A 24558-nucleotide genomic window follows, 5' to 3' on the forward strand; every position below is an offset into this window, starting at 1 on the left:
ACAACACTGACCGAGCTGAGGGCCTCTGTGGCCGATGCGACGGCTTCAGGTGCAGTCGGGACGCCGCACCAACCGGTGTCCCCTCAACTCTCTGCCACATCGGGCCAGTTCGCGTTCCCAGCCTTCCTCCGTTCCGATCAGGTGGGGACTCTCGTACAGGCCGGCACGGACCTCGGCTTCTGTCAGACGCCGGTACTTCGGCACGTCCGGGTCATCTTCGGCCAGGAACTCGTGCTTGCGATGCAGAAGTGGGCGGTTGACTGAGTCTGCGTAAGAAGTGAAGGAGGACTTGAGGGTCCTCAAGTCGACGGCGTAGGAAGCGGCCAGTCGGGGGTGCGGGTCCGTGTCGAACTCCGGGTAGTCGAGCCAGCTGACGCCTCGGCCTTGGTGGCGGAGTTTCACGACCGACCACTCGCCAGGCCGGCCGGCGGCGATGCTGGCGCATTGCTCGTACAGGCGCAGCACGGTCGGGATGCGATGGAGAGCGCGGCGGTGGACGTACAGAGCAGTGGCTGTGAACTTTCCGGCGATAGACCCGTTCATGGCTCGGCGGACGTAGGCGTCATCGCGCAGCTTGAACAGCAGGCGGTCTGCCCGCTTGCATGCCTCCGTGTACGACGGAAAGAAGGCGCGGATGTCGAGCTGGACGGGAAGTGGCAGACTGCTTGCCGGGCCTCGGCCATGGAACAACTCGACGGCGAGGAAGAGCAGCGTGTCGAGAGCAGCCCGTTCTGCACCGCGTTCCACCTTCACGGGGTCCGCTTCCTGCTCGGCAAGGCGCTTCAGCTCGGCGGGACGGAGGTGACCGAGGAGGCTAATGATCGGCTGCGGCATTTCCTCCAGCTGCGGCATCCGGCCGCGCTGTTCCAAGTGGGCGACGACCGCACTGATCGCCGACGCGGTGTCCTCGGATGCCAACCACTCGCCATCCGGCGCGATCTGTCGGGCCAGGTAGCTGAGGCGTGCCGAGTCGTCCTTGAAGGCGTAGACGATGCCGGGCGCCGCTGACAAGCAGCGCACGCCCGTGGCTTCCTCGACATAGTCCCGGAGCTCTCCCGCGGCGTAAAGGTGCTGAAATGTCCGGCGCTGGGTGAGGATGCCGTCACCGTACTCGATCCCCTTGATCTGGTTGCGCTCCCAGCGCAACCGCGCAGACACCACCAGCACGGAGCCAGCCAGCTCCCAGGCTCGCAGGAGCGTCCGCCGCCGTTCTGTGGGGTCCTCGATGACGTTAAGCACATAAGTGAGAAGTACGACGTCAGCCGGCCGACGCTGCCCTTCCGGGAAATGCACCGGGTCCCAGCCCGTGACGTCAAGGCCAAGATGCTGAAGTGCGCGCACATCGCCACCGCGCCCGCACCCGTAGTCCAGGACTGCCATCCCAGGCCGCAACTGGAGATCGCCGAGGGCACGGCGAGCGGGAAGCGAGAGTCTGGCTCGGCCGATGGCCGTGTGATGTCGCTGACTTCCCCAGAGCTGTTGTGTCATCGGTGTCCCTCGATACAACGGACCTGCCGGCTACGACTTCACCGCACCCTACGCTGGCACGTCCTCCTAGATCCAGAGAGGCAGCAAATGGGCACTTACGGCAAGTTGGTAAGGGACCAGATCCCTGAAATCATCACAGCCGAGGGGCGCGAGCCGATCACATACGTTGCCTCACCCGACGAATACCACAGAAGGCTCCGAGAAAAGCTGACCGAAGAAGTCGCCGAGTTTCTATCAGCGGACGACGCTGCTGCCCTAGGCGAGCTTGTCGACGTCTTGGAAGTCGTGCATGCCCTCGCTATGAGCCTCGGCATCGACTCGGTAGCGCTAGAAGAACTGCGCCAGGCAAAGGAACGGGAGAGAGGCGGTTTCACACGTCGGATCGTCTGGACGGGAAACCGGTGATCTACAGATCGGGCTCAATCGGGTCCACTGCCAGCACATACCCACCAGGTCGATAGGCGCCACGGAAGGATCACAACCCGAGCACCTCGTGCTAATACGCTGCCCTTGGCCTGTCAGGCTGCGGCGTAACTGGCACGGAACAGGTCCTGTGCTCGATCCAGATCCCGTGGGGTGCGAAGCCGCACCTCCAGATCACCCGTCCCGTGGTGGCCGAGCCCTGTCACATCGCGGGTGAAGCCGGGTACCAGGTCGGTCTCCTTCGGATCGACCTTGAGGTAGACGACGAGCTTGGACTTCTGGGGCGGGCACACGCAGGCGAAGTTCCGCAGGCGCTGATACGCCCGGTAGGTCTTTCGCTGAACGCGGTTCACGCCGTCCCCGAGGCCGAGCAGTGTCTCGTCCAGCGCTTGCGCCAGCTCGTCCAGCGCCATGCGCTGGCCATCGTCCACTGCCGCCGCAGCCGGCAGTCCGCGGAACCGTCGTACGGTCGGCGACCCGCCACTGACGGAGGCCACAGTCTCGAGGCCGAGCAGGTCCGTACCGAAGAGTTGGTAGCGGACCAGGTCGATGCTGCGCCGGTGCTCGCGCACGGCGTGCACGTCGTAGCGGGTGAAATCCCCGGCGATGCAGATCAGCCTCGGGCTGCCCCAGAGCACGTGGGCCGCGGCCCGGGCCCCGAGCCGGTCGCGGACCAGATGCTCGAACTCCGCGCGGTGGTCCATGAGCCATGCCAGGTAGAACAGGCCCTGGTTGATGACACCTGCGTCGACACCACGCTTGTACTCGACGATGACCGGAGCCCCGTTCTCATCCAGCCCGAGAGAGTCGATCCGGCCGGCGTGCACCGGCCCGGTGCTGTATTCGCTCGCCAGGAACCGGACGCCCAGCAGCATCTCCATGTGCGCCTCAACGAGGCTCTGCACATCTGCTTCGATCTCAGCAAGGCGCGGCGTGACCTCAGTCACGCCGCGTTTCGTTGTGTCCGTACGGAACAGCTTCAAGCCGACCACCCCCGTTTGTCGCATCAGAGATCGACAACGCCGGGCAAGCAGAGATTTGTTTCCGCAACGGGAGTTAATTTGCCTGAAGGAGGTGTACTGGTGGTCCGACCGCTCGGGGTCGCGCCCAGCCGAGACGCTCCAGTCGGGCCCCGCTGACGCTGATCGTGCAGCGCGCACCAGAGACACTCGTTGCCCCGCGTCCAACGTCATGTCGTCGGCGGGTGTCCGGGCAGCCCGCTTCAGAAGACTCGTGAGCTCGCCACCTGGCTGCAGTACGGGGGTTGCGGCACTCCGGCGCTAGCTCTGCTCCGCCTCCGCTACGTGGTCTCCACCAGCTCGTGCAGTTCTGCGTTAGCGCACGCCACCCATATCAGCGCACCTTCGATCAGACCTATGCGGCCAGCCTACCCCGACGGCGTGGCCGCCAGAGCGCCTGAGCAGCAACGCAAGCGGCCCTGACAGCCCATCAGAACGAGCGTCAAATGAGCGTCACGAGCGTCATTTCAGCGTCAAGATATCGCCCGTAACGCCCACACCGCACATAATGCGCGCGCATAAAACCGCAGGTCAGGAGCCCTTCGCGGCCGGTTCAAGGATCGCGACACACTCAACGTGGTGGGTCATCGGGAACAGGTCGAACACGCGCAGCGTCCGCACCCGGTATCCGCCGTCCCGGAAGTAGCCCAGGTCCCGGGCCAGGGCGGCCGGGTCGCAGGCCACGTAGGCGATGCGGCGGGCGCCGAGGGTGGAGATCAGGGAGACGGTCTTGCGGCCGGCGCCGGCACGGGGCGGGTCGAGGACGATCAGATCGGTCTCGGTGATGCCGGTACGCGGCAGAACCGACTCGACCTTGCCCCGCTCGATGCGGACCCGCGGGAAGTCCGCGAGGTTGTGCCGCGCGTCCTCCACCGCCTGCTTGCCGGACTCGATGCCGAGCACCGCACCCGACTCGCCGACCCGGTCGGCCAGGGCACCGGCGAACAGGCCGGCACCGCAGTACAGGTCGAGCGCCATGTCGCCCTTGCGCGGCAGCAGGCCCTGCATGACCGCGGTGACCAGGGTGTCGGCGGCCTTCGGGTGGACCTGCCAGAAGCCGCCGGCGCCGACCCGGTAGGTGCGGCCGTCGGCGCGTTCACGGACGTAGGGGCGGCCGTGCACACGGTGGATGCCGCCGGTGCGCTCGTTCACGCGCAGTACGGACACCGGACGGTCCAGTTCGACCAGGGGAAGCCGGGCGCCGGGCTTCGGGGTCAGCACCACCTGGCGGTCCTGGGAGCCGGTCGCCGCGATCGCCTCGACGGAGTCCATGCCGGTCCAGTCGCGCTTCTCGATGCCGAGTTCGCTGATGCCGTCGGCGGCGATGAGGCAGTGGTCGATCGGCTCGACCTCGTGCGAGCGGTGCCGGCGCAGCCCGGCCCGGCCGTCCGGGGTGACCGCGTACTGGACGCGGGTCCGCCAGGCCGGGACCTCGCCCGCGGGCACCTTGTCGCCCTCGGCGGGCACCACGGTGCCGTCCCAGCCGGCCTCCTCCGGCGTGAGCCCGGCCAGCCGCTTCAGCTGCTCGGCGACGACCTCGCCCTTCAGCCGCCGCTGCGCGCCCGGCTTGGCGTGCTGCCAGTCACAGCCGCCGCAGCGGCCGGGGCCGGCGTAGGGGCAGGGCGGGTCGATGCGGTCCTTTGCGGCCTCCAGCACTCGCACGGCGTCGGCGCGCAGGAAGCGGGCGCCCTCCTCGCCCTCCGTGACGCGGGCGACGACGCGCTCACCGGGCAGGGAGTGCCGGACGAAGAGCACCTGACCCTCCGGCGTGCGGGCCACGCAGTGGCCTCCGTGGGCGACGGGGCCGACCTCGACCTCGTACTCCTCCCCCACCAGCGATTTCCTCGGTTCTGCCTGCATGGCGGGGTGACTCCACTACGTCGAGAGGGTTGGGCCTGGCCGGTCGCGGGCCGGGCGGGCGGTCCCCGGCAACCCCGAGGGTCCGCGAGTCCGCGCGTCCGCGACAACAGCCCACCAGTCTACGTGGGTGACACGGAGGTCCGCGCCGGGTGCGCCCGGGTGTGGGTGAGGAGCGAACGCCGGAGGCCCGGGGCTAGGTGTCGGACCGGCTGTTCGCCGGGGTCTCCTTGGTGCGCTCGGCCGGGCCGCGGCGGACCGAGCCGGGAGCCGTCCACTCCTGGCGCTTGCGGGCGCGCCGCTTCGCGGCCTCGGAGGAGCGCAGCTGGTACGGCACGGAGGTGACCATCACACCGGGCGTGAACAGCAGCCGGCCCTTGAGGCGGAGCGCGCTCTGGTTGTGCAGCAGGTGTTCGTACCAGTGGCCGACCACGTACTCGGGGATGATCACCGAGACCACGTCGCGGGGTGACTCCCTGCGCAGCGACTTGACGTACTCGATGACCGGCCGGGTGATCTCCCGGTACGGGGAGTCCAGCACCTTCAGCGGTACGTCGATGCCGCGCCGCTCCCACTCCTCGCGCAGATCCCTGGTCTCCTCCGGGTCGACGTTGACGGTGAGCGCCTCCAGGGAGTCGGAGCGCATCAGCTTGGCGTAGGCGAGGGCGCGCAGGGCGGGCCGGTGGATCTTGGAGACCAGGACGACGGAGTGGACCCGGGAGGGGCGCACCATGTCGTCGCCGGGGGCCTCCGGGGCGGCGATCTCTTCGAAGACGCGGTCGTAGTGGCGGCGGATCGCCGTCATGGTCCCGTAGAAGATGCACATGCCGAGCAGGGCGACCCAGGCGCCGTGGGTGAACTTGGTGACCAACACGACGACCAGGACCAGGCCGGTCAGGCAGGCACCGAAGGCGTTGATGGCCCGGGAGCGGATCATGTGCCGGCGGGCGGTCCTGTCGGTCTCGGTGGCCAGCAGGCGGTTCCAGTGCCGGACCATGCCGGACTGGCTGAGCGTGAAGGCGACGAACACGCCGACGATGTAGAGCTGGATCAGCCGGGTGGAGTCGGCGCCGTAGACCCAGACCAGCAGTCCGGCGGCTCCGGCGAGCAGCACGATGCCGTTGGAGAAGGCGAGCCGGTCGCCGCGGGTGTGCAGCTGGCGCGGGAGGTAGCGGTCCTGGGCGAGGATCGAGCCGAGCAGGGGGAAGCCGTTGTAGGCGGTGTTGGCGGCGAGGAAGAGGACCAGCGCGGTGGCCGCGGCGAGGAGGATGAACAGGACCGAGCCGTGTCCGAAGACGGCCTCGGCGACCTGGGAGATCACCGGGTGCTGGATGTAGTCGGCGCCGACCGGGGTGCCGTCGCGCAGCAGGTCCTCGGCGGGGTTCTCGGCCATGCGGACCTTGGTGACCGCGGCCAGGGCGATGATCCCGCAGAACATGGTGACGGCGAGCAGGCCCATCAGGGCCAGCGTGGTCGCCGCGTTCCTCGCCTTGGGCCTGCGGAAGGCCGGGACTCCGTTGGAGAGGGCCTCCACTCCGGTGAGCGCGGCGCACCCGGAGGAGAAGGCGCGCAGCAGCAGGAAGACGAGGGCGAAACCGGCGAGTCCGGGGTGCTCCGGTTCGATCTCGAGGTCGGCGGTGGGGGCGCGCATCTCGTCGCCGAGCACAAGACCGCGGAAGGCGCCCCAGGCGATCATGGCGAAGATGCCGGTGACGAAGACGTAGGTGGGGATGGCGAAGAGGGTGCCGGACTCTTTGACTCCGCGCAGGTTCATCAGGGTCAGCAGCACGATCACGCCGATGGCGCAGGCCACTTTGTGCTCGACGACGAAGGGGACGGCGGAGCCCAGGTTCTCGATGCCGGCGGAGATCGACACGGCGACGGTGAGGACGTAGTCGACCAGCAGGGCGCTGGCCACGGTCAGCCCGGCCCTGCGGCCGAGGTTGGTGCCGGCCACCTCGTAGTCGCCGCCGCCGCTCGGGTAGGCGTGCACGTTCTGCCGGTAGGAGGCGACGACGGTGAGCATCAGCACGACGACCGCGGCGGCGATCCAGGGGCTGAAGTGGTAGGCCGACAGGCCCGCGACGGACAGGACCAGCAGTACCTCGCCGGGCGCGTAGGCCACGGAGGACAACGGGTCGGAGGCGAAGACGGGCAGTGCCACGCGCTTGGGGAGGAGGGTCTCGCCCAGCCGGTCACTGCGCAGTGCGCGCCCGATCAGGATCCGTTTGGGCACGTCGGTCAGTTTGGACACAACAGAGGATCGTAAGCCTTTGCACACAGGCACGCCCAACCGCCACCCCAGATCCGAACGGCTCCGCCCGCCCTCTGCTCACCGGGTGAAACACGGCCCCGGCGGGGCCGCGGATTGCGCACGCCGGGCCGCTTTCATGCCTCTATGACGGGGCCCGCCATGACGTCGAGACGGAGTGCCGTGCCGGTCGTATCGGAGTCCTGCCGTGCCCGGCGGGACGGAGTCCTGTCGTGACAGTCGTGACTGAGTCATGCCGTGACAGTCGTGACTGAGTCATGCCGTGACGGGCTCCGTACTGCTTCATGACGATCACGACGATCACGACGATCACCATGCGACGAACGCCGGGCTCCGCCCGCCCGTCCGGGCCGGGCCACGGCGTCCCTCCTGGGAGGTCCCATGCACTCGGGTGCGGAACTGATCGGCGCCGCGGTCGCCCTGCTCGGCCTCGGGCTGCTCGCGCTGGCGAGCGTGCGCAGCATCACGCGCCGCTGATCTGCCGGTTGATCTGCCGGTTGATCTGCCGGTCCTCGGTCAACTCGGTGAGACGCGCGTGCAGTTCCGCGCGGGTGATGCTGTCCACCCGGGTGGACGGGACGGTGCAGGCGTACGCCCCGGCCACCGTGCCGTAGCGGGCGCACCGCTCGGCGGGTTCCCCGCGCAGCCAGCCGTACAGGAACGCCGCCGCGAAGGCGTCGCCGGCGCCGTTGGAGTCCACGACCGGACCGGGCGGCTCGGCGGCGGGGACATGGGTCGGCTCGCCGTCGGCCAGGAGGTACGCGCCCTCGGCTCCGGCGGTGGCGACGACCGTCCTGGCCCGGCCCCGTTCGGTGAGGGAGCGCATCACGGGCTCGGGGTCGGTGAGGGCGGCGGCGGAGAGGAAGACGAGGTCCGCGGCGAGGGCGAAGGGCTCGTGGTAGGGGTTGACGCCGTCCCAGTCGTGCAGGTCGGTGGAGATCGTCGGGCCGGAGGCTCGCAGCAGGGGCAGCGCGGCGGCGCAGGGCTGGGTGATGACGACATGGGCGTGCCGGCTGGCGGCGGCCAGCTTCCGTACCGTCTCCTCCGGCAGCGGGTCGGTGTCCGCGGCGCGGGTCGCGTCGTAGAGGGAGAGCCGCCGGCCGTCGGGGCCGACGAGGTTCACCGCGCGCTTGGTGCCGCGCGGCTGGGGGACGGCGGTGAGCGGGATGCCGTGGTCGCGGTGCAGGGCGCGGACGAGGTCGCCCTCGTGGTCGTCACCGACCAGGTCCAGATGGTGGGTGCGCAGGCCGAGGGCGGCGGCGGCCAGGGCGACGAAGTCACCGCTCTGCCCGGCGCGGGTGACGATGCCGGGCCTGATCATGAGGCTGTCGGCGAACGGCACGGGCAGTTCGGGCACGTGCACGATGGTGTCCACGCCGGCACCTCCCAGGACCAGCACGTCGACCTCGGCCGTCATCTGCGGTTCCTCTCGTCTCGCCGGGCCTCGCTTGGCCTCGCCGCCCGGTGCCGTCCGGACCCGGCCCTCCCGGTCCGCGCGCGGCCGACACCCGAACCGGTCCTCCCGGTCCCGCCCGGGTGCTGCCCGCACCCGGTGCCGCCCGGCGGGACCGGGCCGTCCAGCCCGTCCGCAACCGGTCCGACCCGGCGGACATCGTGTCACGGCGGGACGCGAACGGTACGGATACGTTGGACTCGGGCACGCGATACACGGCTGCCGGGCCCCGGAGGGCGTCAGGACCGTGATCCCCCGGCATGATGTTGCCTGGCGGCCTGCGCCGCGACGTGTGGGAAGACCAGCCTGGCGAGCCGAAAGAGAGACATGAGCACGAAAGTCATGAAGGTCGACGGGCCTGCAGGAAGCACGGTGTGACGCGATGCATATTGTCATCATGGGCTGCGGAAGGGTGGGTTCCGCCTTGGCTCAGACCCTCGAGGAACAGGGCCACACGGTCGCCGTGATCGACCAGGACCCCACCGCCTTCCGCCGTCTGGGCTCCACCTTCAGCGGCCGCAGGGTCACCGGGATCGGTTTCGACCAGGACACCCTGCGCGAGGCGGGCATCGAGGAGGCCGGTGCCTTCGCCGCCGTTTCCAGCGGGGACAACTCCAACATCATCGCCGCCCGGGTGGCCCGCGAGATGTTCGGCATCGAGAACGTGGCCGCCCGGATCTACGACCCCCGCCGCGCGGAGGTCTACCAGCGCCTCGGCATCCCCACCGTCGCCACGGTGCGCTGGACGGCCGACCAGATGCTGCGCCGGCTGCTGCCCTCGGGCGCCGAGCCGCTGTGGCGCGACCCCACCGGAGGGGTGCAGCTCGCCGAGGTCCACACCTCCCCGGCCTGGGTGGGCCACCGGATCAGCAGGCTGCAGGAGGAGACGGGTGTCCGCGTGGCCTTCCTGACCCGGCTCGGCGAGGCGATCCTGCCCAGCTCGCAGACGGTGCTGCAGGAGGGTGACCTGGTGCACGTGATGATGCGCACCGACGAGATCGACCGGGTCGAGGCGGCCTTCGCCAAGGGACCCGAAGAAGGGGGCGGTCACTGATGAGGGTCGCCATTGCCGGGGCCGGTGCCGTCGGCCGCTCGATCGCGGGCGAGCTGCTGGAGAACGGCCACGAGGTGCTGCTGATCGACAAGGCGCCGACCGCGATCTCGGTCGAGCGGGTCCCGCAGGCGGAGTGGCTGCTGGCCGACGCCTGTGAGATCACGTCCCTGGACGAGGCCGCGCTCCAGCGCTGCAACGTGGTCATCGCCGCGACCGGCGACGACAAGGTCAACCTGGTCGTCTCGCTGCTCGCCAAGACCGAGTACGGCGTGCCGCGGGTCGTGGCGCGGGTCAACAACCCGAAGAACGAGTGGCTGTTCAACGAGTCCTGGGGCGTGGACGTCGCCGTCTCCACCCCGCGTCTGATGTCGGCCCTGGTGGAGGAGGCGGTCAGCGTCGGCGACCTGGTCCGCCTGCTGCGCTTCAGCCACGGTGACGCCAACCTGGTGGAGCTGACCCTGCCCGAGGAGTCGGCCCTGGCCGGCACCCAGGTCGGGGATGTGCAGTGGCCGCAGGACACCTCCCTGGTCACCATCATCCGGGGCACCCGGGTGCTGACCCCGACCCGGGAGGACTCCCTGGAGGCCGGCGACGAGCTGCTCTTCGTGGCGGCCCAGGCCAGGGAGGAGCAGCTGGAGGATCTGCTGTCGGTGCGGAGAAAGCCGGACGCGGACTGAGCTGCCGGCGGACGCGCCACGTACGGCGTGCGGACGCGCACCCGCGCGAGAGCATGTACGACGTGAGAAGGGGCGCCCTGGAGTCCAGGGCGCCCCTTCTCGGGCTCGTGCGCGGGTCGCGTTTCGTGCGCGGACTCGGTTCCCGCGCGCCGGCGCGTGCTCGTGCACGCAAGCTGCCTGCCCACGCCCCGGGAGGTCAGTCCTCCCTGCGGTGCCGGCCTCCCGGCTCCGCGGCGGTGGCCGCCGCCTCCTGCGCTTCCTGCTCCCGCTCCCGCGCCTCCATCTCGGCGAAGACATCGATCGGCGGCGGAGCCTTGGCCAGGAAAACCCAGGTCAGATACACCGCGAGCAGGAACGGCGGGATCTTCAGGGCGACCAGCACCCAGCCCAGCTGGGTGGTGTCCGCCCACCAGTACAGCGGGAAGAGGATCGCGCTCTTCGCGAGCAGGATCAGCCCCCAGGCCCAACTGGCCTTGGTGTACGCCTTCTTGCGGCCCGGGTTGCGGGTGCGCCAGGAGAGGTTCTCCCGGAAGATCGGCCCCAGCATCAGGCCGATCAGCGGGATCCCGGCCATCGCGGTGACGATGTAGGCGAGTGCGAGGCCCAGCGTGTAGAGCATGCCGGGGAGGTAGAAGTCCTTCGCGTTGCCGGTCATCATCGCGAAGACCACGCCGAAGCCGACACCGAAGACGCCGCTGAAGGCGTGCTTGACGGTGTCCTTCATGGCCAGCCGGACCACGACCAGCACCAGCGACACGGCGAGCGCCGCGATCGCCGACATGTGCAGGTCCTTGTTGACCGTGTAGATGCTGACGAACAGAAGCCCGGGCAGCACCGTCTCGACCATGCCCCGCACTCCGCCGAACGCCTCGAACAAGGCGGCCTCGGTCACCGCCCGGGCGTCGTCGGCGGATGTGTCTTCGGTTGTCGGCTTGTCGAGAGACGTCACCGGCTACTCCCGTCCGAGGGGTCTGAGTTCGTATTTCGGATTGAACAGCACCCGGCGGCCCCGGCTCATCGAGATCCGGCCCGATGCGATCACCTTGCGGCCCGGTTCGATCCCCCTGATGGAGCGCCGGCCGAGCCACACCACGTCCAGGGCGCCCGAGCCGTCGAACAGTTCGGCCTCCAAGGCCGGGACTCCGGCGCGCGGTCGCAGCGTGACCGTGCGCAAGGTACCAGTAACCGTCACGATCTGCCGGTCCTGGCAGTCACCTATCCGCGTACATCCAGCGGTCTCGGCGTCTTCACGCAGCTCCTCGGACTCCAGGTCCTCCTGCGACGAGGAGAGCCGGTCGAGCATGCGCCGGAACCGGCCTGCCGGCTTCTCGGATCGAGGAACAGCACTCATGTCTGAAGCGTACCGGGGGCCACTGACGGTTACGTACCCTCTGCCGCAGCGCATCGAACCGGCCCTTGTCGGCCATGATCGCCCCGCACCGCCCTGACCTCCCCTTCCGCGCGGCGCCTGGGGGTCCGGACCCTCTCCGGTCCTCGGCGGGTCCGTCCCGCGGATGTGACGCGGCACCCCCGGAAGGCGACTCACGGTCACGGCAGGTGCACGAGCGGCGACTCGATCACCGGGCGGCGCGCAGATCCGGGCGCCCCGGTGCGGCTGTCAGTGGGCGATCACTTCTCCGTCGCGGAGTTCCAGGACGCGGTCGGCGAGGTCGAGCAGGGCGGGGTCGTGGGTGGCGACCAGGGCGGTGACCTGTTCGCTGCGCACCACGGCCTTCAGGAGTTCCATCACCGCGTGGCCGGTGTCCGCGTCCAGCTGGCCGGTCGGCTCGTCGGCGATCAGCAGCGAGGGCTTGTTGGCCAGGGCGCGGGCGATGGCGACGCGCTGCTGCTGACCGCCGGAGAGCTCGCCGGGCCGCTGGGCCGCGTGGTCGGCGAGGCCCACCAGGGAGAGCAGCAGTTCGACGCGTTCCTCGCGCTCGCGCGGGTCGGCGCGGCGCAGCCGCAGCGGGACGCCGACGTTCTCGGCGGCGGTGAGGATCGGGATGAGCCCGAAGGACTGGAAGACGAAGCCGATCCGGTCCCGGCGCAGCGCCAGCAGCCCGTCCTCGTCGAGACCGGCGATGTCCAGCCCGTCCACGGTGACCCGGCCCCGGTCGGGCGAGTCCAGGCCGCCGACGATGTTGAGCAGCGTGGTCTTGCCGGAGCCCGAGCGGCCCTTGAGGGCGACCAGTTCGCCCCGCGGGACCTCGAAGGAGATGCCGCGCAGTGCGTGCACCGCGGCGGCCCCGGTGCCGTAGGACTTGTGCACGTCCTCGACGCGCACCATCGTCTCGGTGGCCACCTGTGTCATCCGCCCGCCCCTCCCCCTCGGAACCGGCCGACAGTATCTCCGCCGACCGGCCCGGCGATCAACAGTGCGCACGCAGGCGACGAGGGCACAGCGCACGCATGCGGCGAGGGCCGCCCCGGTCGGGACGGCCCTCGGCGACGGCTGTGCTCGGGGCCGGACGCAGCCCCGCCCGGACCGTACGGTCCGGGCGCGATACGCCGGATCAGCGGACCTCGGTGATCTCCGGGCCGCGCTGCAGCTGGCCCATGCCGCCCGAGAAGCGGGAGCCCTCCTCCTGCTGGACGCCCTCGGGCACCATCTGGGCGTCGCTGGGCAGTTTGAGGACGATCGGGTCGCGGGGCGCCATCGGGCCGTCGCCGCGCACCACCACGGTGTCCCGGAAGATCTGCTCGAGCAGCCCGGCGGCCTGCGGCTGCACCGCGCCCTGGCCGGAGATCACTCCGCGCAGGAACCAGCGGGGGCCGTCCACGCCGACGAACCGCACGACCTGGGAGCCGCCGGTGCCGTCCGGCAGCTGTACCGGCACCTGGGCCCGCAGCTCCCAGCCCAGCGGGCCCTCGACCTCGTCGATGATGCCGCCCTGCTGGGTGATGCCGGCCGCGATCTCCTCGCGGACCTCGGTCCAGATGCCCTCACGCTTGGGTGCCGCGAAGGCCTGCAGCTGGATGGCGCTGTCGTTGAGCACCACGGTGGCGGCGACGATCGCGTCGCCCGCGACCTCGACGCGCAGCTCCATGCCGTCGACGCCCGGCACGAACAGGCCGCCCAGGTCGACCCGGCCCTCGCCGGGGTTGCTGACCTCGGAGACGTCCCAGGGCCCGTCGGGCCGTGGCGCGGGCTCCAGCCTCAGCCGTTCGGCCTCGGCCTCCTCCGCCTCGCTGTCGACACCGTCGACGACCTGCTCGGCCTCGCCGGCCGCGTCCTCGGCGGCAACCCTCTTCTTGCGACGTCCGAACACGTCACTGTCCTTCCCGGTCGGATACGACCGAAGCGTATCTATTCCCACCCGCTGTGCCGCTCACGGCGGCCTGACCGTCTGAACCGCTTACGCCTTCCCCGGCCTCCACGGCGGCATGACCGCCGGTGGACCCGAAGCCCCCCTCGGCCCGGGCCGACGCGGGCAGCTCCGCGGCCGGCACGAAGCGCACCCTCTCGACCTGCTGGACGACCAGTTGGGCAATCCGGTCGAAGCGCTCGAACCGCACGGTCTCGCGCGGGTCGAGATTCACCACGATCACCTTGATCTCTCCACGGTACCCGGCATCCACCGTCCCCGGGGCATTCACCAGGGCCACACCGCAGCGGGCGGCCAGGCCGGACCGCGGGTGCACGAAGGCGGCATACCCCTCGGGCAGGGCGACCGACACCCCGGTGGGCAGCACGGCCCGCTCGCCGGGGGCCAGTTCGCAGGGCTCGGTGGTGCGCAGATCGGCGCCCGCGTCACCGGGGTGCTCGTAAGCCGGAAGGGGTACGTCCGGGTCGATACGGCGGAGGAGCACGTCGAGGGTCACGGGTTCACCTCGAAGGCGCGGGCCCGCCGGACCTGGTCCGGGTCGTTCATGGCGGCCTGGATCTCCTCCTGGCGGCCGTGGTCGATGAAGTGGTCGACCTTGACCTCGATGAACAGGGCGTCGGCGCGGACGGCGACGGGGCCGTCGGGGCCGCCGATGCGTCCGGTCGCGGTGGAGTAGATCTTCCGTCCCGCCACCGCGGTCACCTCGGCCGAGAGGTGCAGCGTGGTCCCCACCGGGACGGGGCGGACGAAGTCGGTCTCCAGCCTGCCGGTCACCGCGATGGTGCGCAGCAGCCAGTTGAGCGAGCCGAGCGTCTCGTCCAGGGCCGTGGCGAGCACACCGCCGTGGGCGAGGCCGGGGGCGCCCTGGTGGGCGGGCTGCACGGTGAACTCGGCGGTGATCGACACGCCTTCGCCGGCGCGTGCCTGGAGGTGCAGGCCGTGGGCCTGTTCGTCGCCGCAGCCGAAACACTGGCCGTAGTGCGCGCCGAGCAGCTCGCCGGGTGCGGGCGCGTCGGGATGGCGGACGGGCTTCACGGCGTCGGCCGGGGGCTGAAGAGCTGGGGAAGTACCTCTCACAGGCGCAGACCTTACCCGCGAGTCGGCGCGGCCCGGACACCGTGTCAAGCTTGGCTCCATGCAGCTCTCCGCCGCCTCCTACGAAGAACGCCTGACCGCTCCCCGCTCCTGGTGGCTGATCTGCTTCCTGGCGGGGGTGTCACTGGGGCTGATCCTGCTGCCGCTCGGGACCCTCCCGATGCTCGCCGGCCTGGCCGCGGGCACCGCCGTGACGGCCGTCGCGGCCAGCTCCTACGGCTCGGTACGCATCCGCGTCGTCGGCGGCCACCTGATCGCCGGCGAGGCCAAGATCCCGGTCACCGCCCTCGGCGAACCGGAGATCCTCGACCCGGAGGAGGCCCGCGCCTGGCGCACGTACAAGGCCGACCCGCGCTCCTTCATGCTGCTGCGCGCCTACATCCCCCGAGCCCTCCGCATCGACGTCACCGACCCCGACGACCCGACTCCGTACGTCTTCCTCTCCACCCGCGAACCCGAGCGCCTGGCAGAGGCCCTCCGAGCGGCCAGGTCCGCGGCGGCGGACCGGACGGGCGAGTGAGCCGGCGCCCGGGCCGGTGAGCCGGGAACCGGACCGGAGCGACGGGAGCGGCCGGCGGTAGACCAGCGGGACGGTGGCAGCCGGCTGCGCTCGACGGAACGGTGACGGCCGGCCGCCTGCGCTCGGCGGCACGGTGACGGCCGGTCCGGCTGACCCGGCGGGACGAGACGACGGGGCGCGCCCACGACACCCGGTGTGGGCGCGCCCCGGTGCGTTCAGCGGTTCGCGCAGGGTCCCCGGGGCGACCGGGTCCGCGCCGGCGGTCCGGCTCAGCCGTCCTGTCGCCGGTCCTCCGGGCCCTTTCCGTCCCGGTGGCCGCTGAGTTCCCTGAGGGCGTCCTCGGGGAGGTGGTTCAGCGACAGGGCGTCCGGGGGCTGCTCCAGGGCGGGGAGGTCGGCCAGAGCGTCCCAGGGGACCTGGATCCCGCGCAGGTCGGCGCGGATGCGGGCGGCCAGCTTCCGGGTGTCCCGGCGGTTCATGGCCGCCCCGACGGCCGCTCCCACCAGGAAGGGCATCAGGTTCGGCAGGTTGCGGACCATGCGCTTCATGATCCGCTGGCGCAGCTCGCGCTTGGCGCGGCTGTTCATCGCCGCGCTGAGCGTCGACGGCTTCGTCGCCTCGACCCCGCGCTCCTGGGACCAGGAGTTCAGATACACGGTGCTGCGCTGGGCGAGGTTCCCGGGCGGTCGGACCCCGTAGACCTCGTGGAGCTCGGCGATGAGCTTCAGCTCGATCGCGGCGACGCCGGTGACCTCGGCGGCCAGTTCGGTCGGCATCGCGGGCGGCACGGGCAGCATGGCCGCCGCGCCGACGCCCGCTCCGACCGTCGCCGTGGCCCTCGCGGCGCCGGCCACGAGCTTGTCGGCGATCTCCTCGGGGCCGAGCCCCGGGAACTGCCTGCGCAGCGTCTGCAGGTCCCGCACGGGCACACGAGGGGCGATCTCGATGATCCGGTCCGCGAGGTACGCCAGGCCCGCGCGGGCGCGGGCGCCGCCCTTGCGGGCGCCCTCTCTGGCCTTCTCGCGGATCGCCGCGGCACGCCTGCGTGCCGCGGGGGCGGGGGCCTCCGCGGGCGCCGGGAGGTCACCCCGGTCCGTTACCGGTTCGAGCGAGGCCGCCCCGGAACCGGTTGAGCCTCGCTCGTCCTCACGCGCAGTGTGCTGCGGGCCGTCCTGCGGCCCCTTGTCCGTCCTCCTCGTCAGGAGGCGGCGCTTCCGGGGAGGGGTCGAGCCGGTCACGGCCGACCCGTCCTCAGTCGCAGTCGCGGCAGATGGGCTGGCCGTTCTTCTCCCGGGCCAGCTGGCTGCGGTGGTGCACCAGGAAGCAGCTCATGCAGGTGAACTCGTCCTGCTGCTTCGGCAGCACCCGGACGGCCAGCTCCTCGTTCGAGAGGTCCGCTCCGGGCAGTTCGAGACCCTCGGCGGCCTCGAACTCGTCGACGTCCACGGCGGAGGCCGACTTGTCGTTTCGACGAGCCTTCAGCTCTTCGAGGCTGTCCGAGTCGACGTCGTCGTCGGTCTTGCGTGGAGTGTCGTAATCGGTTGCCATGTCGCTCTCCCCCTCTGGGTGTCTGCGGTGTCTCCAGCGCACGTAACGCGTGAGAGGCCGGACTTGTGCCCGACCCGAGGCGGAGATTTTGCCTCACATCAAGGTCTGTTACTCAATCGACACCCAACCGGACTCCTCAAGAGTGATCGGCTTGGATGGCGAAGGGGACCGTACACGGTACGAACGCCGCACTTCAAAGGCGTCTCACCGTGTACTTCCCGTGATCAAGCCCCTTGAAAACCGGGACTTTTCCGACGTTTCGACCCCCCGCATGATCACGGAGAGTAGATGGCCGGAAAATCGCCCCTGTGATCGATCACACAGAAGCCAACGGTCCGGAGCGGCAGAAAATTCCGCGCAAAGCGAACGCGTCCGTGTGTCGGCGGAATGATGTCAGATCGGCAGGGTGACGCGCATCACGAGCCCTCCGCCCTCGCGCGGCTGCGCGTAGATGTGCCCGCCGTGCGCGCGGGCCACCGACCGGGCGATGGACAGGCCGAGCCCGACCCCCTTGTCACTGCCGGTGCGCTCGGTGCGCAGCCGCCGGAACGGCTCGAAGAGGTTGTCGATCTCGTACGCCGGCACCACCGGCCCGGTGTTGGTCACCGTGAGCACCGCCTGGCCGTGCTGGACCTCGGTGCCGACCTCGACCCAGCCGCCCTCCGGCACGTTGTACCGCACGGCGTTCTGCACCAGGTTCAGCGCGATCCGCTCGAGCAGCACGCCGTTGCCCTGGACCACCGCCGGCTCCCGCTTGCCGCGGATCTCCACGCCCCTGGCCTCGGCCTCGGTGTGCACCTGGTCGATGGCCTGCGAGGCCACCTCCGCCAGATCCACCGGCTTGCGCTCGACGATCTGGTTGTCACTGCGAGCGAGCAGCAGCAGGCCCTCCACGAGCTGCTCGCTGCGCTCGTTGGTGGCCAGCAGCGTCTTGCCCAGCTGCTGCAGCTCCACCGGCGCGTTCGGGTCGGAGAGGTGCACCTCGAGCAGCGTGCGGTTGATCGCGAGCGGGGTGCGCAGCTCGTGCGAGGCATTGCCGACGAAGCGCTGCTGGGCGGTGAAGGCCCGCTGGAGGCGCTCCAGCATGTCGTCGAAGGTGTCGGCCAGCTCCTTCAGCTCGTCGTCCGGGCCGTCCAGCTCGATCCGCCGGGACAGATCGGACCCGGCCACCGCGCGGGCGGTGCGGGTGATCCGGCCCAGCGGGGACAGCACCCGCCCTGCCATGGCGTAGCCGAAGGCGAAGGCGATGATCGCCAGGCCCAGCAGGGCGAGCAGCGAGCGGCTGAGCAGATCGTCCAGCGCGTGCTGCCGCTGCTCGTTGACGCAGGCGTTGAGCGCCCGGTTCATCTCCTCGGCGGGCAGCTCGCTGCTGCGCAGCCGGCAGACGTCGCTGGACACCTCGCCGGAGAGGATCCGGAAGGGGAGGTTGGTGCCCACGCTCAGGGCGTTGGCCGCCAGCAGGTAGATGATCGACAGCAGCAGGATGCCGGCGATCAGGAACATGCCGCCGTACAGCAGCGTGAGCCGTATCCGGATGGTGGGCCGCAGCCACGGGAAGGGCGGCACCGGTCTGCGCGGGTCCCAGGTGGGTTTGGGCGGGGCCGGAGGGGTGGTGGGTGTGGGAGTGCTGGCCATGGCGCGATCAGATCCGGTAGCCCGAGCCGGGCACGGTCACGATGACCGGCGGCTCGCCCAGCTTGCGGCGCAGGGTCATCACGGTCACCCGCACCACGTTGGTGAACGGGTCGGTGTTCTCGTCCCAGGCCTTCTCCAGCAGCTGCTCCGCGGAGACGACCGCGCCCTCGCTGCGCATCAGCACCTCCAGCACGGCGAACTCCTTGGGGGCGAGCTGCACCTCCTTGCCGTCCCGGAATACCTCGCGGCGGTTGGGGTCCAGCTTGATCCCGGCACGCTCCAGGACGGGTGGCAGAGGCACGCTGGTGCGCCGGCCGAGCGCCCGGACGCGGGCGATCAGCTCGCTGAACGCGAACGGCTTGGGCAGGTAGTCGTCGGCCCCGATCTCCAGGCCCTCCACCCGGTCGCTGACGTCGCCGGAGGCCGTGAGCATCAGCACGCGGGTGGGCATACCGAGCTCCACGATCTTGCGGCAGACGTCGTCGCCGTGCACCAGGGGAAGGTCCCGGTCGAGTACGACGACGTCGTAGTCGTTGACGCCGATGCGCTCCAGGGCCGCCGCTCCGTCGTACACGACGTCGACGGCCATGGCCTCGCGGCGCAGTCCGGTGGCCACCGCATCGGCGAGCAGCTGCTCGTCCTCGACGACGAGTACACGCACGTCCCTGGTCCTTCCTGATGGTGGTGTCTTGCCTCCATCCTGCCCTTTTCCTCCATAAGTCGGCGGTAAGGCAGGTGAGAGGGGGTGCGGGGTCCGGCGCGGCCCCCGGAACGGCCGGGCCGCGGGAGGGAATAGGAGATTTTCTCGCCCGGTTAGGTTTCCACGGAAGGGAGCTTGGGGAGGACGGGTTTACATCCCACGATCACGCTCTGCTTGTGCCGCACCACCATGCGGTGCGCTTCGGCCCGCTTCCCCGACCAGAGCGGGGCGGGATGTCCGGCACCGTCGCCGCCCGGCCGAGCGGCGCCGGGCATCCGCAACGGACGTGATCGTCCCTGACGAACGGCACACCCCCGTGCCACCGACCCACAACCCAGGACGAGGGGGCGCAGCATGGACGCATTCACCGCAGGACTTCTGCAGCGCATAAAGGCGACCGAGTCCGATCTTTCGCGCGCCCGTGACGAGGGCGACGAGTTCCTCGTCGAGGTGGAGCAGGGCGAGCTGGAGGACCTGCGCAGGCTCGCCGCGGAGCACGGTGTGGAGGTCAGCGCGTACGGCGTCTGACTCAGCGCGGCGACAGACTGCTTGCCCGAGCGGGCCCCGGCGAATCCAGCGCCGGGGCCCGCTCGTCTCGCTCTTCGTGCAACGAGTTGCAGCACGACGCCGCGCGCGTGCCGCGGCGCCCGTTCGGGTGATCAGTCGTGCCAGGCGCCGAAGTCCTCGAGCAGGGCCTGGAGGGGCTCGAAGACGCCGGGTGCGGCGGCGATCGCCAGGTCCCGTGACGGGCGCTGGGAGGGCCGTCCACCGGTCAGGGCGCCCGCCTCACGGGCTATGAGATCCCCGGCCGCAAGGTCCCAGGGGTGCAGTCCGCGCTCGTAGAAGCCGTCCAGGCGGCCGGCCGCCACGTCGCACAGGTCGACGGCCGCCGAGCCGCTGCGCCGGATGTCCCGCAGCAGCGGGATCAGGCGGTGCGCGACCTCGGCCTGGTGGGTCCGGACCTCGGCCACGTAGTTGAACCCGGTGGAGACCAGGGCCTGGTCGAGCGGCGGGGCGGGGCGGCAGGCCAGCCTGCGCTCGCCCTCCCAGGCGCCGGTGGCCCAGGCCCCGCCGCCGCGCACCGCGTGGTAGGTCTCGCCACGCATCGGTGCCGACACCGCCCCGACGACGGTCTCGCCGTCCAGCTCGGCGGCGACGGACACGGCCCAGGTGGGGAGCCCGTAGAGGTAGTTCACCGTGCCGTCGAGCGGGTCGATCACCCAGCGGACGCCGCTGGTGCCGTCGGTCGAGGCGCCCTCCTCGCCGAGGATGCCGTCGCGCGGGCGGCGCTCGGCGATCAGCGTGGTGATCAGCTTCTCGGCCGCGATGTCCATCTCGGTGACGACGTCGATCGGGCTTGACTTGGTCGCCGCGACCGCCAGATCGGCGGGCCGGCCGTCGCGCAGCAGCTCTCCGGCGCGGCGGGCCGCCTCCCGGGCCAGCTGAAGCAGTTCCGCGTGCAGGGGGTCGGTCACGGTGCTCCTCATGCGTAGGGGCTGTCGGCGCCCGCGGCGGCGGGACGTGGGGCGCGGGCGGGGCAGCAGCCCACGGGGCACAGGTCGTGGCTCGCACCGAGGGTGCCCAGGGCGCAGCGAGTGACGCTCTCCCCGCGCTCGGTGGCCGCCCGCTCGGTGATCAGCTCGCGGATCGCGGCGGCGAACCGGGGGTCGGCACCGACGGTGGCCGAGCGGCGCACCGGCAGCCCCAGCTCCTCGGCCTTGGCCTTCGCCTCGGTGTCGAGGTCGTAGAGGACCTCCATGTGGTCGGAGACGAAGCCGATCGGCGCCATGACGACGGCGGGCGCCCCGGCGGCGTGCCGCTCCTCGAGGTGGTCGCAGATGTCCGGCTCCAGCCACGGGATGTGCGGGGCGCCGGAGCGGGACTGGTAGACGAGCTGCCAGGGGTGGTCGACGCCGGTGCGCTCGCGCACGGCCCCGGCGATCAGCTCGGCCACGTCCAGGTGCTGACGGACGTAGGCACCGCCGTCGCCGTGGCCCTCGACGGGCCCTGAGGTGTCGGCGGCCGCGGTCGGGATGGAGTGCGTGGTGAAGGCGATGTGGGCGCCGTCCCTGACGTCCTCGGGGAGGTCGGCGAGGGACTCGAGAACCCCGTCGATCATGGGCTCCACGAAGCCGGGATGGTTGAAGTAGTGGCGCAGCTTGTCGACCCGGGGCAGCTCGAGCCCCTCGTCCTTCAGGGTGGCGAGGGCGTCGGCGAGGTTCTCCCGGTACTGGCGGCAGCCCGAGTAGGAGGCGTAGGCGCTGGTGGCCAGGACCAGGATGCGGCGGCGTCCGTCGCGGACCATCTCGCGCAGGGTGTCGGTCAGATAAGGCGCCCAGTTGCGGTTGCCCCAGTAGACCGGCAGGTCCAGGCCGTGCTCGGCGAAGTCCTTGCGCAGGGCGTCGAGCAGGGCGCGGTTCTGGTCGTTGATCGGGCTGACCCCGCCGAAGAGGAAGTAGTGCCGGCCGACTTCCTCGAGGCGTTCCTTCGGGATGCCGCGCCCCCGTGTGACGTTCTCCAGGAACGGCACCACGTCGTCGGGGCCCTCGGGGCCCCCGAAGGAGAGCAGGAGCAGGGCGTCGTAGGGGCTGGCATCGAGCACGTCTGGCATGTCTCGATCCTGCCACCCTGCACCGACAGCCGGAAAACGGCGGGTCGGGCACCACGGTCCCCTCCCGGACGGGGCCGGGGTCCTCTGCGGGCGGGAGGCGGCGTGTCCTCGCACCGGCCGGCCGCTTGTCCCCGCAGCGGGAGGCCGGATTTCCGGCAGCGGGAAGCCGGACCTCCCCGCGGCACGAGGCCGGGCTTCGCCGCGGTCGCAGCCCGGGGGTCACCGCAGGCCGGAAGCCGTACTCCCCCGTGTGCTCAGGTGGACCTCACCAGTAAGCTGTATCGACTGCGGTCGCACCTTACTGACGCGTATCGGAGACCCCGTGCCCAGCCCTTATCGTGCCCTCTTCGCCGTGCCCGGCACGAAGAGCTTCTCCGCCGCGGGTTTCCTCGGCCGGATGCCGCTGTCCATGATGGGCGTCGGCGTCGTGACCATGATCTCCCAGCTCACCGGGCGGTACGGGCTGGCCGGCGCCCTGTCGGCCACCATCGCGCTGTCCGCGGCGGTGGCGGGTCCGCAGGTCTCCCGGCTGGTCGACCGGTACGGGCAGCGGCGGGTGCTGCGCCCGGCGACGCTGCTCGCGCTGAGCGCTGCGGCCCTGCTGCTGTTCGCGGCGCACTACGGCTGGCCGGACTGGGTGCTCTACGTCGCCTGTGTGGGCATCGGCTGCGTGCCGAGCGTCGGCGCGATGATCCGGGCCCGCTGGGCGGGGCTGTACCGGGGCACCCCGCAGCTGCACACCGCGTACTCCTTCGAGTCGGTGGTCGACGAGGTGTGCTTCATCTTCGGGCCGATCATCTCCATCGGGCTGTCCACCGCCTGGTTCCCGGAGGCGGGGCCGCTGCTCGCCGCGTGCTTCCTGGCGACCGGCGTCTTCTGGCTGACGGCGCAGCGCGCCACCGAGCCCGCGCCGCATCCGCGGGAGCGCACCGGCGGAGGCAGTGCGCTGCGCACGCCGGGGCTGCAGGTGCTGGTGGCCACCTTCGTGGCGACCGGGGCGATCTTCGGCGCGGTGGACGTGGTGACGGTGGCGTTCGCGGAGGAGCAGGGGCACAAGGCCGCGGCCAGCGTGGTGCTCGCCGTCTACGCCCTGGGTTCGTGCGTGGCGGGCGTGGTGTTCGGGCTGCTGCACTTCGCCGGACGGCCCGAGCGCCGCTGGCTGCTGGGCGTGTGTGCCATGGCCGTGAGTATGATCCCCCTCCTACTGGTCGGAAACTTGCCGTTTCTGGCCGTGGCGCTCTTCGTCGCGGGTCTGTCCATCGCTCCCACGATGATCACGACGATGTCCCTCATCGAAGAGCACGTACCACGCGCGCAGCTCACCGAGGGCATGACCTGGGTGAGCACGGGGCTCGCGGTCGGGGTCGCGCTCGGCTCCTCCGTGGCCGGCTGGGTGATCGACGCGGCCGGGGCGCGTGCGGGGTACGGGGTTCCGGCGGTGTCCGGAGCCGTCGCGGTCGCGGTCGGTTTCCTCGGGTACCGCCGGCTCAAGCGGCCGGCGCCGGGTCGGGGAGGCACCGTTGGTCAGCACAGCGAGCGCGAAGAACGGCACCTGGCGTAACTGGGGAGGCAACGTCTCCGCCCGCCCCGCGCGGGAGGTCACGCCCGCCACGGTCGAGGAACTGGCGGAGGCGGTCCGCAGGGCGGCGGAGGACGGGCTGCCGGTGAAAGCGGTCGGCACCGGGCACTCGTTCACGTCCATAGCGGCCACCGACGGCGTGCTGATACGCCCTCAGCTGCTGAGCGGCATCCGTGACATCGACCGCACGGCCGGGACCGTGACGGTCGGGGCCGGCACCCAGCTCAAGCGCCTCAACATGGCCCTGGAGCGGGAGGGCCTGTCGCTGACCAACATGGGCGACATCATGGAGCAGACGGTCTCCGGGGCGACCAGCACCGGCACCCACGGCACCGGCCGCGACTCCGCCTCGATCGCCGCACAGATCCGCGCGCTGGAACTGGTCACCGCCGACGGCAGGGTGCTGCAGTGCTCCGAGAAGGAGAACCCGGACATCTTCGCCGCCGCCCGCATCGGCCTCGGCGCCCTCGGCATCGTCACCGCCATCACCTTCGCCGTGGAGCCGATCTTCCTGCTCACGGCGCGCGAGGAGCCGATGCCGTTCGAGCGGGTGCTCCGCGACTTCGACGAACTGCACGCCGAGAACGAGCACTTCGAGTTCTACTGGTTCCCGCACACCGGGAACACCAACACCAAGCGCAACAACCGCAGCGCGGGCCCCGAGCGCCCGCTGCCGCCGGCCAAGGCCTGGTTCGAGGACGAGTTCCTGTCCAACGGCGTCTTCCAGGTGGCCAATCTGGTCGGCCGTGCGGTGCCCGCGACCATCCCCTCCATCGCGCAGATCTCCAGCCGTGCGCTGTCCTCGCGGACGTACACGGACATTCCCTACAAGGTCTTCACGTCCCCGCGCCGGGTGCGCTTCGTGGAGATGGAATACGCCGTCCCGCGCGAGGCCCTGGTGGACACGCTGCGCGAGCTGAAGGCCATGGTCGACCGCTCCCCGCTGCGCGTCAGCTTCCCGGTCGAGGTGCGCACCGCGCCGGCCGACGACATCACCCTGTCCACGGCGTCCGGCCGGGAGACCGCCTACGTGGCCGTGCACATGTTCCGCGGTACCCCCTATCAGGCGTACTTCACCGCCGCCGAGCGCATCTTCACCGCCCACGAGGGCCGGCCGCACTGGGGGAAGATCCACACCCGGGACGCCGAGTACCTCTCCCGGGTCTATCCGCGCTTCGCCGAGTTCACCGCGCTGCGCGACCGCCTCGACCCCGAACGCGTCTTCGGCAACGCCTACTTGCGCCGCGTCCTCGGGGACTGACGAACACTCGGCACACGCTCCTCCGCTTCTGGAGATCGCG

General features: G+C 70.8%; 24 protein-coding genes. 7 read left to right on the forward strand and 17 right to left on the reverse strand.

Features of this window, described 5'->3' with window-relative positions:
* Positions 1–45: 45 nt before the first annotated feature.
* Entirely contained in the window at positions 46–1488 is a 1443-nt protein-coding gene (locus HCJ93_RS26100; RefSeq protein ID WP_167998279.1) for a DNA phosphorothioation-associated putative methyltransferase, read from the reverse strand.
* Between the two features lie 87 nt (positions 1489–1575).
* Between HCJ93_RS26100 and HCJ93_RS26105 the strand changes: the two genes are divergently transcribed.
* Positions 1576–1893 carry a nucleoside triphosphate pyrophosphohydrolase gene (locus HCJ93_RS26105; RefSeq protein ID WP_167998280.1) on the forward strand — a complete coding sequence of 106 codons (318 nt, stop codon included), beginning with the start codon at positions 1576–1578 and terminating at the stop codon, positions 1891–1893.
* 113 nt (positions 1894–2006) lie between these two features.
* Here HCJ93_RS26105 and HCJ93_RS26110 read toward each other — a convergent pair whose 3' ends face one another.
* The 4 genes from HCJ93_RS26110 to HCJ93_RS26125 form a co-directional block, all read right to left on the reverse strand.
* Positions 2007–2903 carry a DUF5655 domain-containing protein gene (locus HCJ93_RS26110; RefSeq protein WP_167998281.1) on the reverse strand — a complete coding sequence of 299 codons (897 nt, stop codon included), beginning with the start codon at positions 2901–2903 and terminating at the stop codon, positions 2007–2009.
* A 558-nt stretch (positions 2904–3461) separates the two neighbouring features.
* Complete coding sequence (locus HCJ93_RS26115) at positions 3462–4790, reverse strand: class I SAM-dependent RNA methyltransferase (RefSeq protein ID WP_167998282.1); 1329 nt, start codon at positions 4788–4790, stop codon at positions 3462–3464.
* 193 nt (positions 4791–4983) lie between these two features.
* Complete coding sequence (locus tag HCJ93_RS26120) at positions 4984–7041, reverse strand: APC family permease (protein WP_167998283.1); 2058 nt, start codon at positions 7039–7041, stop codon at positions 4984–4986.
* A 481-nt stretch (positions 7042–7522) separates the two neighbouring features.
* Entirely contained in the window at positions 7523–8476 is a 954-nt protein-coding gene (locus tag HCJ93_RS26125; protein ID WP_167998284.1) for an adenosine kinase, read from the reverse strand.
* A gap of 418 nt (positions 8477–8894) precedes the next feature.
* Between HCJ93_RS26125 and HCJ93_RS26130 the strand changes: the two genes are divergently transcribed.
* Entirely contained in the window at positions 8895–9566 is a 672-nt protein-coding gene (locus HCJ93_RS26130; RefSeq protein ID WP_167998285.1) for a potassium channel family protein, read from the forward strand.
* Positions 9566–10243 carry a potassium channel family protein gene (locus tag HCJ93_RS26135; RefSeq protein WP_167998286.1) on the forward strand — a complete coding sequence of 226 codons (678 nt, stop codon included), beginning with the start codon at positions 9566–9568 and terminating at the stop codon, positions 10241–10243. Before HCJ93_RS26130 ends, HCJ93_RS26135 begins: the two co-directional genes overlap by 1 nt.
* A gap of 196 nt (positions 10244–10439) precedes the next feature.
* On the opposite strand, the gene HCJ93_RS26140 is transcribed toward HCJ93_RS26135, so the two are convergent.
* The 6 genes from HCJ93_RS26140 to HCJ93_RS26165 all read right to left on the reverse strand — a co-directional run bounded on the left by HCJ93_RS26140 (position 10440) and on the right by HCJ93_RS26165 (position 14646).
* Positions 10440–11192 (reverse strand): DUF3159 domain-containing protein, encoded by a 753-nt coding sequence (locus tag HCJ93_RS26140; protein WP_167998287.1) that lies wholly within the window; start codon positions 11190–11192, stop codon positions 10440–10442.
* A 3-nt stretch (positions 11193–11195) separates the two neighbouring features.
* Entirely contained in the window at positions 11196–11594 is a 399-nt protein-coding gene (locus HCJ93_RS26145) for an OB-fold nucleic acid binding domain-containing protein (RefSeq protein ID WP_167998288.1), read from the reverse strand.
* Between the two features lie 267 nt (positions 11595–11861).
* Positions 11862–12554: an ABC transporter ATP-binding protein gene (locus HCJ93_RS26150; protein ID WP_167998289.1), complete on the reverse strand. Its 693-nt coding sequence runs from the start codon at positions 12552–12554 to the stop codon at positions 11862–11864.
* Between the two features lie 202 nt (positions 12555–12756).
* Complete coding sequence (locus tag HCJ93_RS26155) at positions 12757–13512, reverse strand: DUF3710 domain-containing protein (RefSeq protein WP_167998290.1); 756 nt, start codon at positions 13510–13512, stop codon at positions 12757–12759.
* 1 nt (position 13513) lies between these two features.
* The gene (gene dut, locus HCJ93_RS26160) at positions 13514–14065 is read right to left on the reverse strand and encodes a dUTP diphosphatase (protein ID WP_167998291.1); all 552 of its coding nucleotides are present in this window, start codon (positions 14063–14065) and stop codon (positions 13514–13516) included.
* On the reverse strand, positions 14062–14646 hold the full coding sequence (locus HCJ93_RS26165; RefSeq protein ID WP_167998292.1) for a PaaI family thioesterase: 585 nt from the start codon (positions 14644–14646) through the stop codon (positions 14062–14064). Before HCJ93_RS26165 ends, dut begins: the two co-directional genes overlap by 4 nt.
* Before the next feature lie 58 nt (positions 14647–14704).
* Between HCJ93_RS26165 and HCJ93_RS26170 the strand changes: the two genes are divergently transcribed.
* Positions 14705–15184, forward strand: coding sequence for a DUF3093 domain-containing protein (locus HCJ93_RS26170; RefSeq protein ID WP_167998293.1), 480 nt, complete (start codon positions 14705–14707; stop codon positions 15182–15184).
* Positions 15185–15453: 269 nt separating this feature from the next.
* On the opposite strand, the gene HCJ93_RS26175 is transcribed toward HCJ93_RS26170, so the two are convergent.
* The 4 genes from HCJ93_RS26175 to HCJ93_RS26190 all read right to left on the reverse strand — a co-directional run bounded on the left by HCJ93_RS26175 (position 15454) and on the right by HCJ93_RS26190 (position 19028).
* A complete protein-coding gene (locus HCJ93_RS26175) occupies positions 15454–16422 on the reverse strand; it encodes a hypothetical protein (protein WP_167998294.1) in 969 nt (322 codons plus the stop codon).
* 13 nt (positions 16423–16435) lie between these two features.
* Complete coding sequence (locus HCJ93_RS26180; RefSeq protein ID WP_003993510.1) at positions 16436–16732, reverse strand: DUF4193 domain-containing protein; 297 nt, start codon at positions 16730–16732, stop codon at positions 16436–16438.
* A 393-nt stretch (positions 16733–17125) separates the two neighbouring features.
* Positions 17126–18367 (reverse strand): sensor histidine kinase, encoded by a 1242-nt coding sequence (locus HCJ93_RS26185; protein WP_167998295.1) that lies wholly within the window; start codon positions 18365–18367, stop codon positions 17126–17128.
* 7 nt (positions 18368–18374) lie between these two features.
* Positions 18375–19028, reverse strand: a complete 654-nt coding sequence (locus HCJ93_RS26190) for a response regulator transcription factor (RefSeq protein WP_003993508.1) — start codon at positions 19026–19028, stop codon at positions 18375–18377.
* 393 nt (positions 19029–19421) lie between these two features.
* On the opposite strand from HCJ93_RS26190, the gene HCJ93_RS26195 reads away from it, so the two are divergent.
* A complete protein-coding gene (locus tag HCJ93_RS26195; RefSeq protein ID WP_167998296.1) occupies positions 19422–19595 on the forward strand; it encodes a hypothetical protein in 174 nt (57 codons plus the stop codon).
* Positions 19596–19726: 131 nt separating this feature from the next.
* On the opposite strand, the gene HCJ93_RS26200 is transcribed toward HCJ93_RS26195, so the two are convergent.
* Both HCJ93_RS26200 and HCJ93_RS26205 read right to left on the reverse strand, forming a co-directional pair.
* Positions 19727–20542, reverse strand: a complete 816-nt coding sequence (locus HCJ93_RS26200) for an inositol monophosphatase family protein (RefSeq protein ID WP_167998297.1) — start codon at positions 20540–20542, stop codon at positions 19727–19729.
* Positions 20543–20550: 8 nt separating this feature from the next.
* On the reverse strand, positions 20551–21678 hold the full coding sequence (locus tag HCJ93_RS26205; RefSeq protein WP_167998298.1) for a ferrochelatase: 1128 nt from the start codon (positions 21676–21678) through the stop codon (positions 20551–20553).
* 322 nt (positions 21679–22000) lie between these two features.
* Here HCJ93_RS26205 and HCJ93_RS26210 point away from each other — a divergent pair, with 322 nt between their 5' ends.
* Both HCJ93_RS26210 and HCJ93_RS26215 read left to right on the forward strand, forming a co-directional pair.
* Positions 22001–23239: an MFS transporter gene (locus tag HCJ93_RS26210; RefSeq protein WP_167998299.1), complete on the forward strand. Its 1239-nt coding sequence runs from the start codon at positions 22001–22003 to the stop codon at positions 23237–23239.
* Entirely contained in the window at positions 23199–24518 is a 1320-nt protein-coding gene (locus HCJ93_RS26215) for a D-arabinono-1,4-lactone oxidase (protein ID WP_167998300.1), read from the forward strand. Before HCJ93_RS26210 ends, HCJ93_RS26215 begins: the two co-directional genes overlap by 41 nt.
* The last annotated feature ends 40 nt before the right edge of the window (positions 24519–24558 follow it).

The organism is Streptomyces composti, assembly GCF_012034205.1.
GTDB lineage: Bacteria > Actinomycetota > Actinomycetes > Streptomycetales > Streptomycetaceae > Streptomyces > Streptomyces composti.

What these genes read in the sequence shown, in the direction of transcription:
- HCJ93_RS26115 (WP_167998282.1), bottom strand. Translation starts at nt 4,790, where the DNA reads ATGCAGGCAGAACCGAGGAAATCGCTGGTGGGGGAGGAGTACGAGGTC.
- HCJ93_RS26150 (WP_167998289.1), bottom strand. Translation starts at nt 12,554, where the DNA reads ATGACACAGGTGGCCACCGAGACGATGGTGCGCGTCGAGGACGTGCAC.
- HCJ93_RS26145 (WP_167998288.1), bottom strand. Translation starts at nt 11,594, where the DNA reads ATGAGTGCTGTTCCTCGATCCGAGAAGCCGGCAGGCCGGTTCCGGCGC.
- HCJ93_RS26135 (WP_167998286.1), top strand. Translation starts at nt 9,566, where the DNA reads ATGAGGGTCGCCATTGCCGGGGCCGGTGCCGTCGGCCGCTCGATCGCG.
- HCJ93_RS26205 (WP_167998298.1), bottom strand. Translation starts at nt 21,678, where the DNA reads ATGCCAGACGTGCTCGATGCCAGCCCCTACGACGCCCTGCTCCTGCTC.
- HCJ93_RS26185 (WP_167998295.1), bottom strand. Translation starts at nt 18,367, where the DNA reads ATGGCCAGCACTCCCACACCCACCACCCCTCCGGCCCCGCCCAAACCC.
- HCJ93_RS26170 (WP_167998293.1), top strand. Translation starts at nt 14,705, where the DNA reads ATGCAGCTCTCCGCCGCCTCCTACGAAGAACGCCTGACCGCTCCCCGC.
- HCJ93_RS26130 (WP_167998285.1), top strand. Translation starts at nt 8,895, where the DNA reads ATGCATATTGTCATCATGGGCTGCGGAAGGGTGGGTTCCGCCTTGGCT.
- HCJ93_RS26195 (WP_167998296.1), top strand. Translation starts at nt 19,422, where the DNA reads ATGGACGCATTCACCGCAGGACTTCTGCAGCGCATAAAGGCGACCGAG.
- HCJ93_RS26180 (WP_003993510.1), bottom strand. Translation starts at nt 16,732, where the DNA reads ATGGCAACCGATTACGACACTCCACGCAAGACCGACGACGACGTCGAC.
- HCJ93_RS26105 (WP_167998280.1), top strand. Translation starts at nt 1,576, where the DNA reads ATGGGCACTTACGGCAAGTTGGTAAGGGACCAGATCCCTGAAATCATC.
- HCJ93_RS26100 (WP_167998279.1), bottom strand. Translation starts at nt 1,488, where the DNA reads ATGACACAACAGCTCTGGGGAAGTCAGCGACATCACACGGCCATCGGC.
- HCJ93_RS26125 (WP_167998284.1), bottom strand. Translation starts at nt 8,476, where the DNA reads ATGACGGCCGAGGTCGACGTGCTGGTCCTGGGAGGTGCCGGCGTGGAC.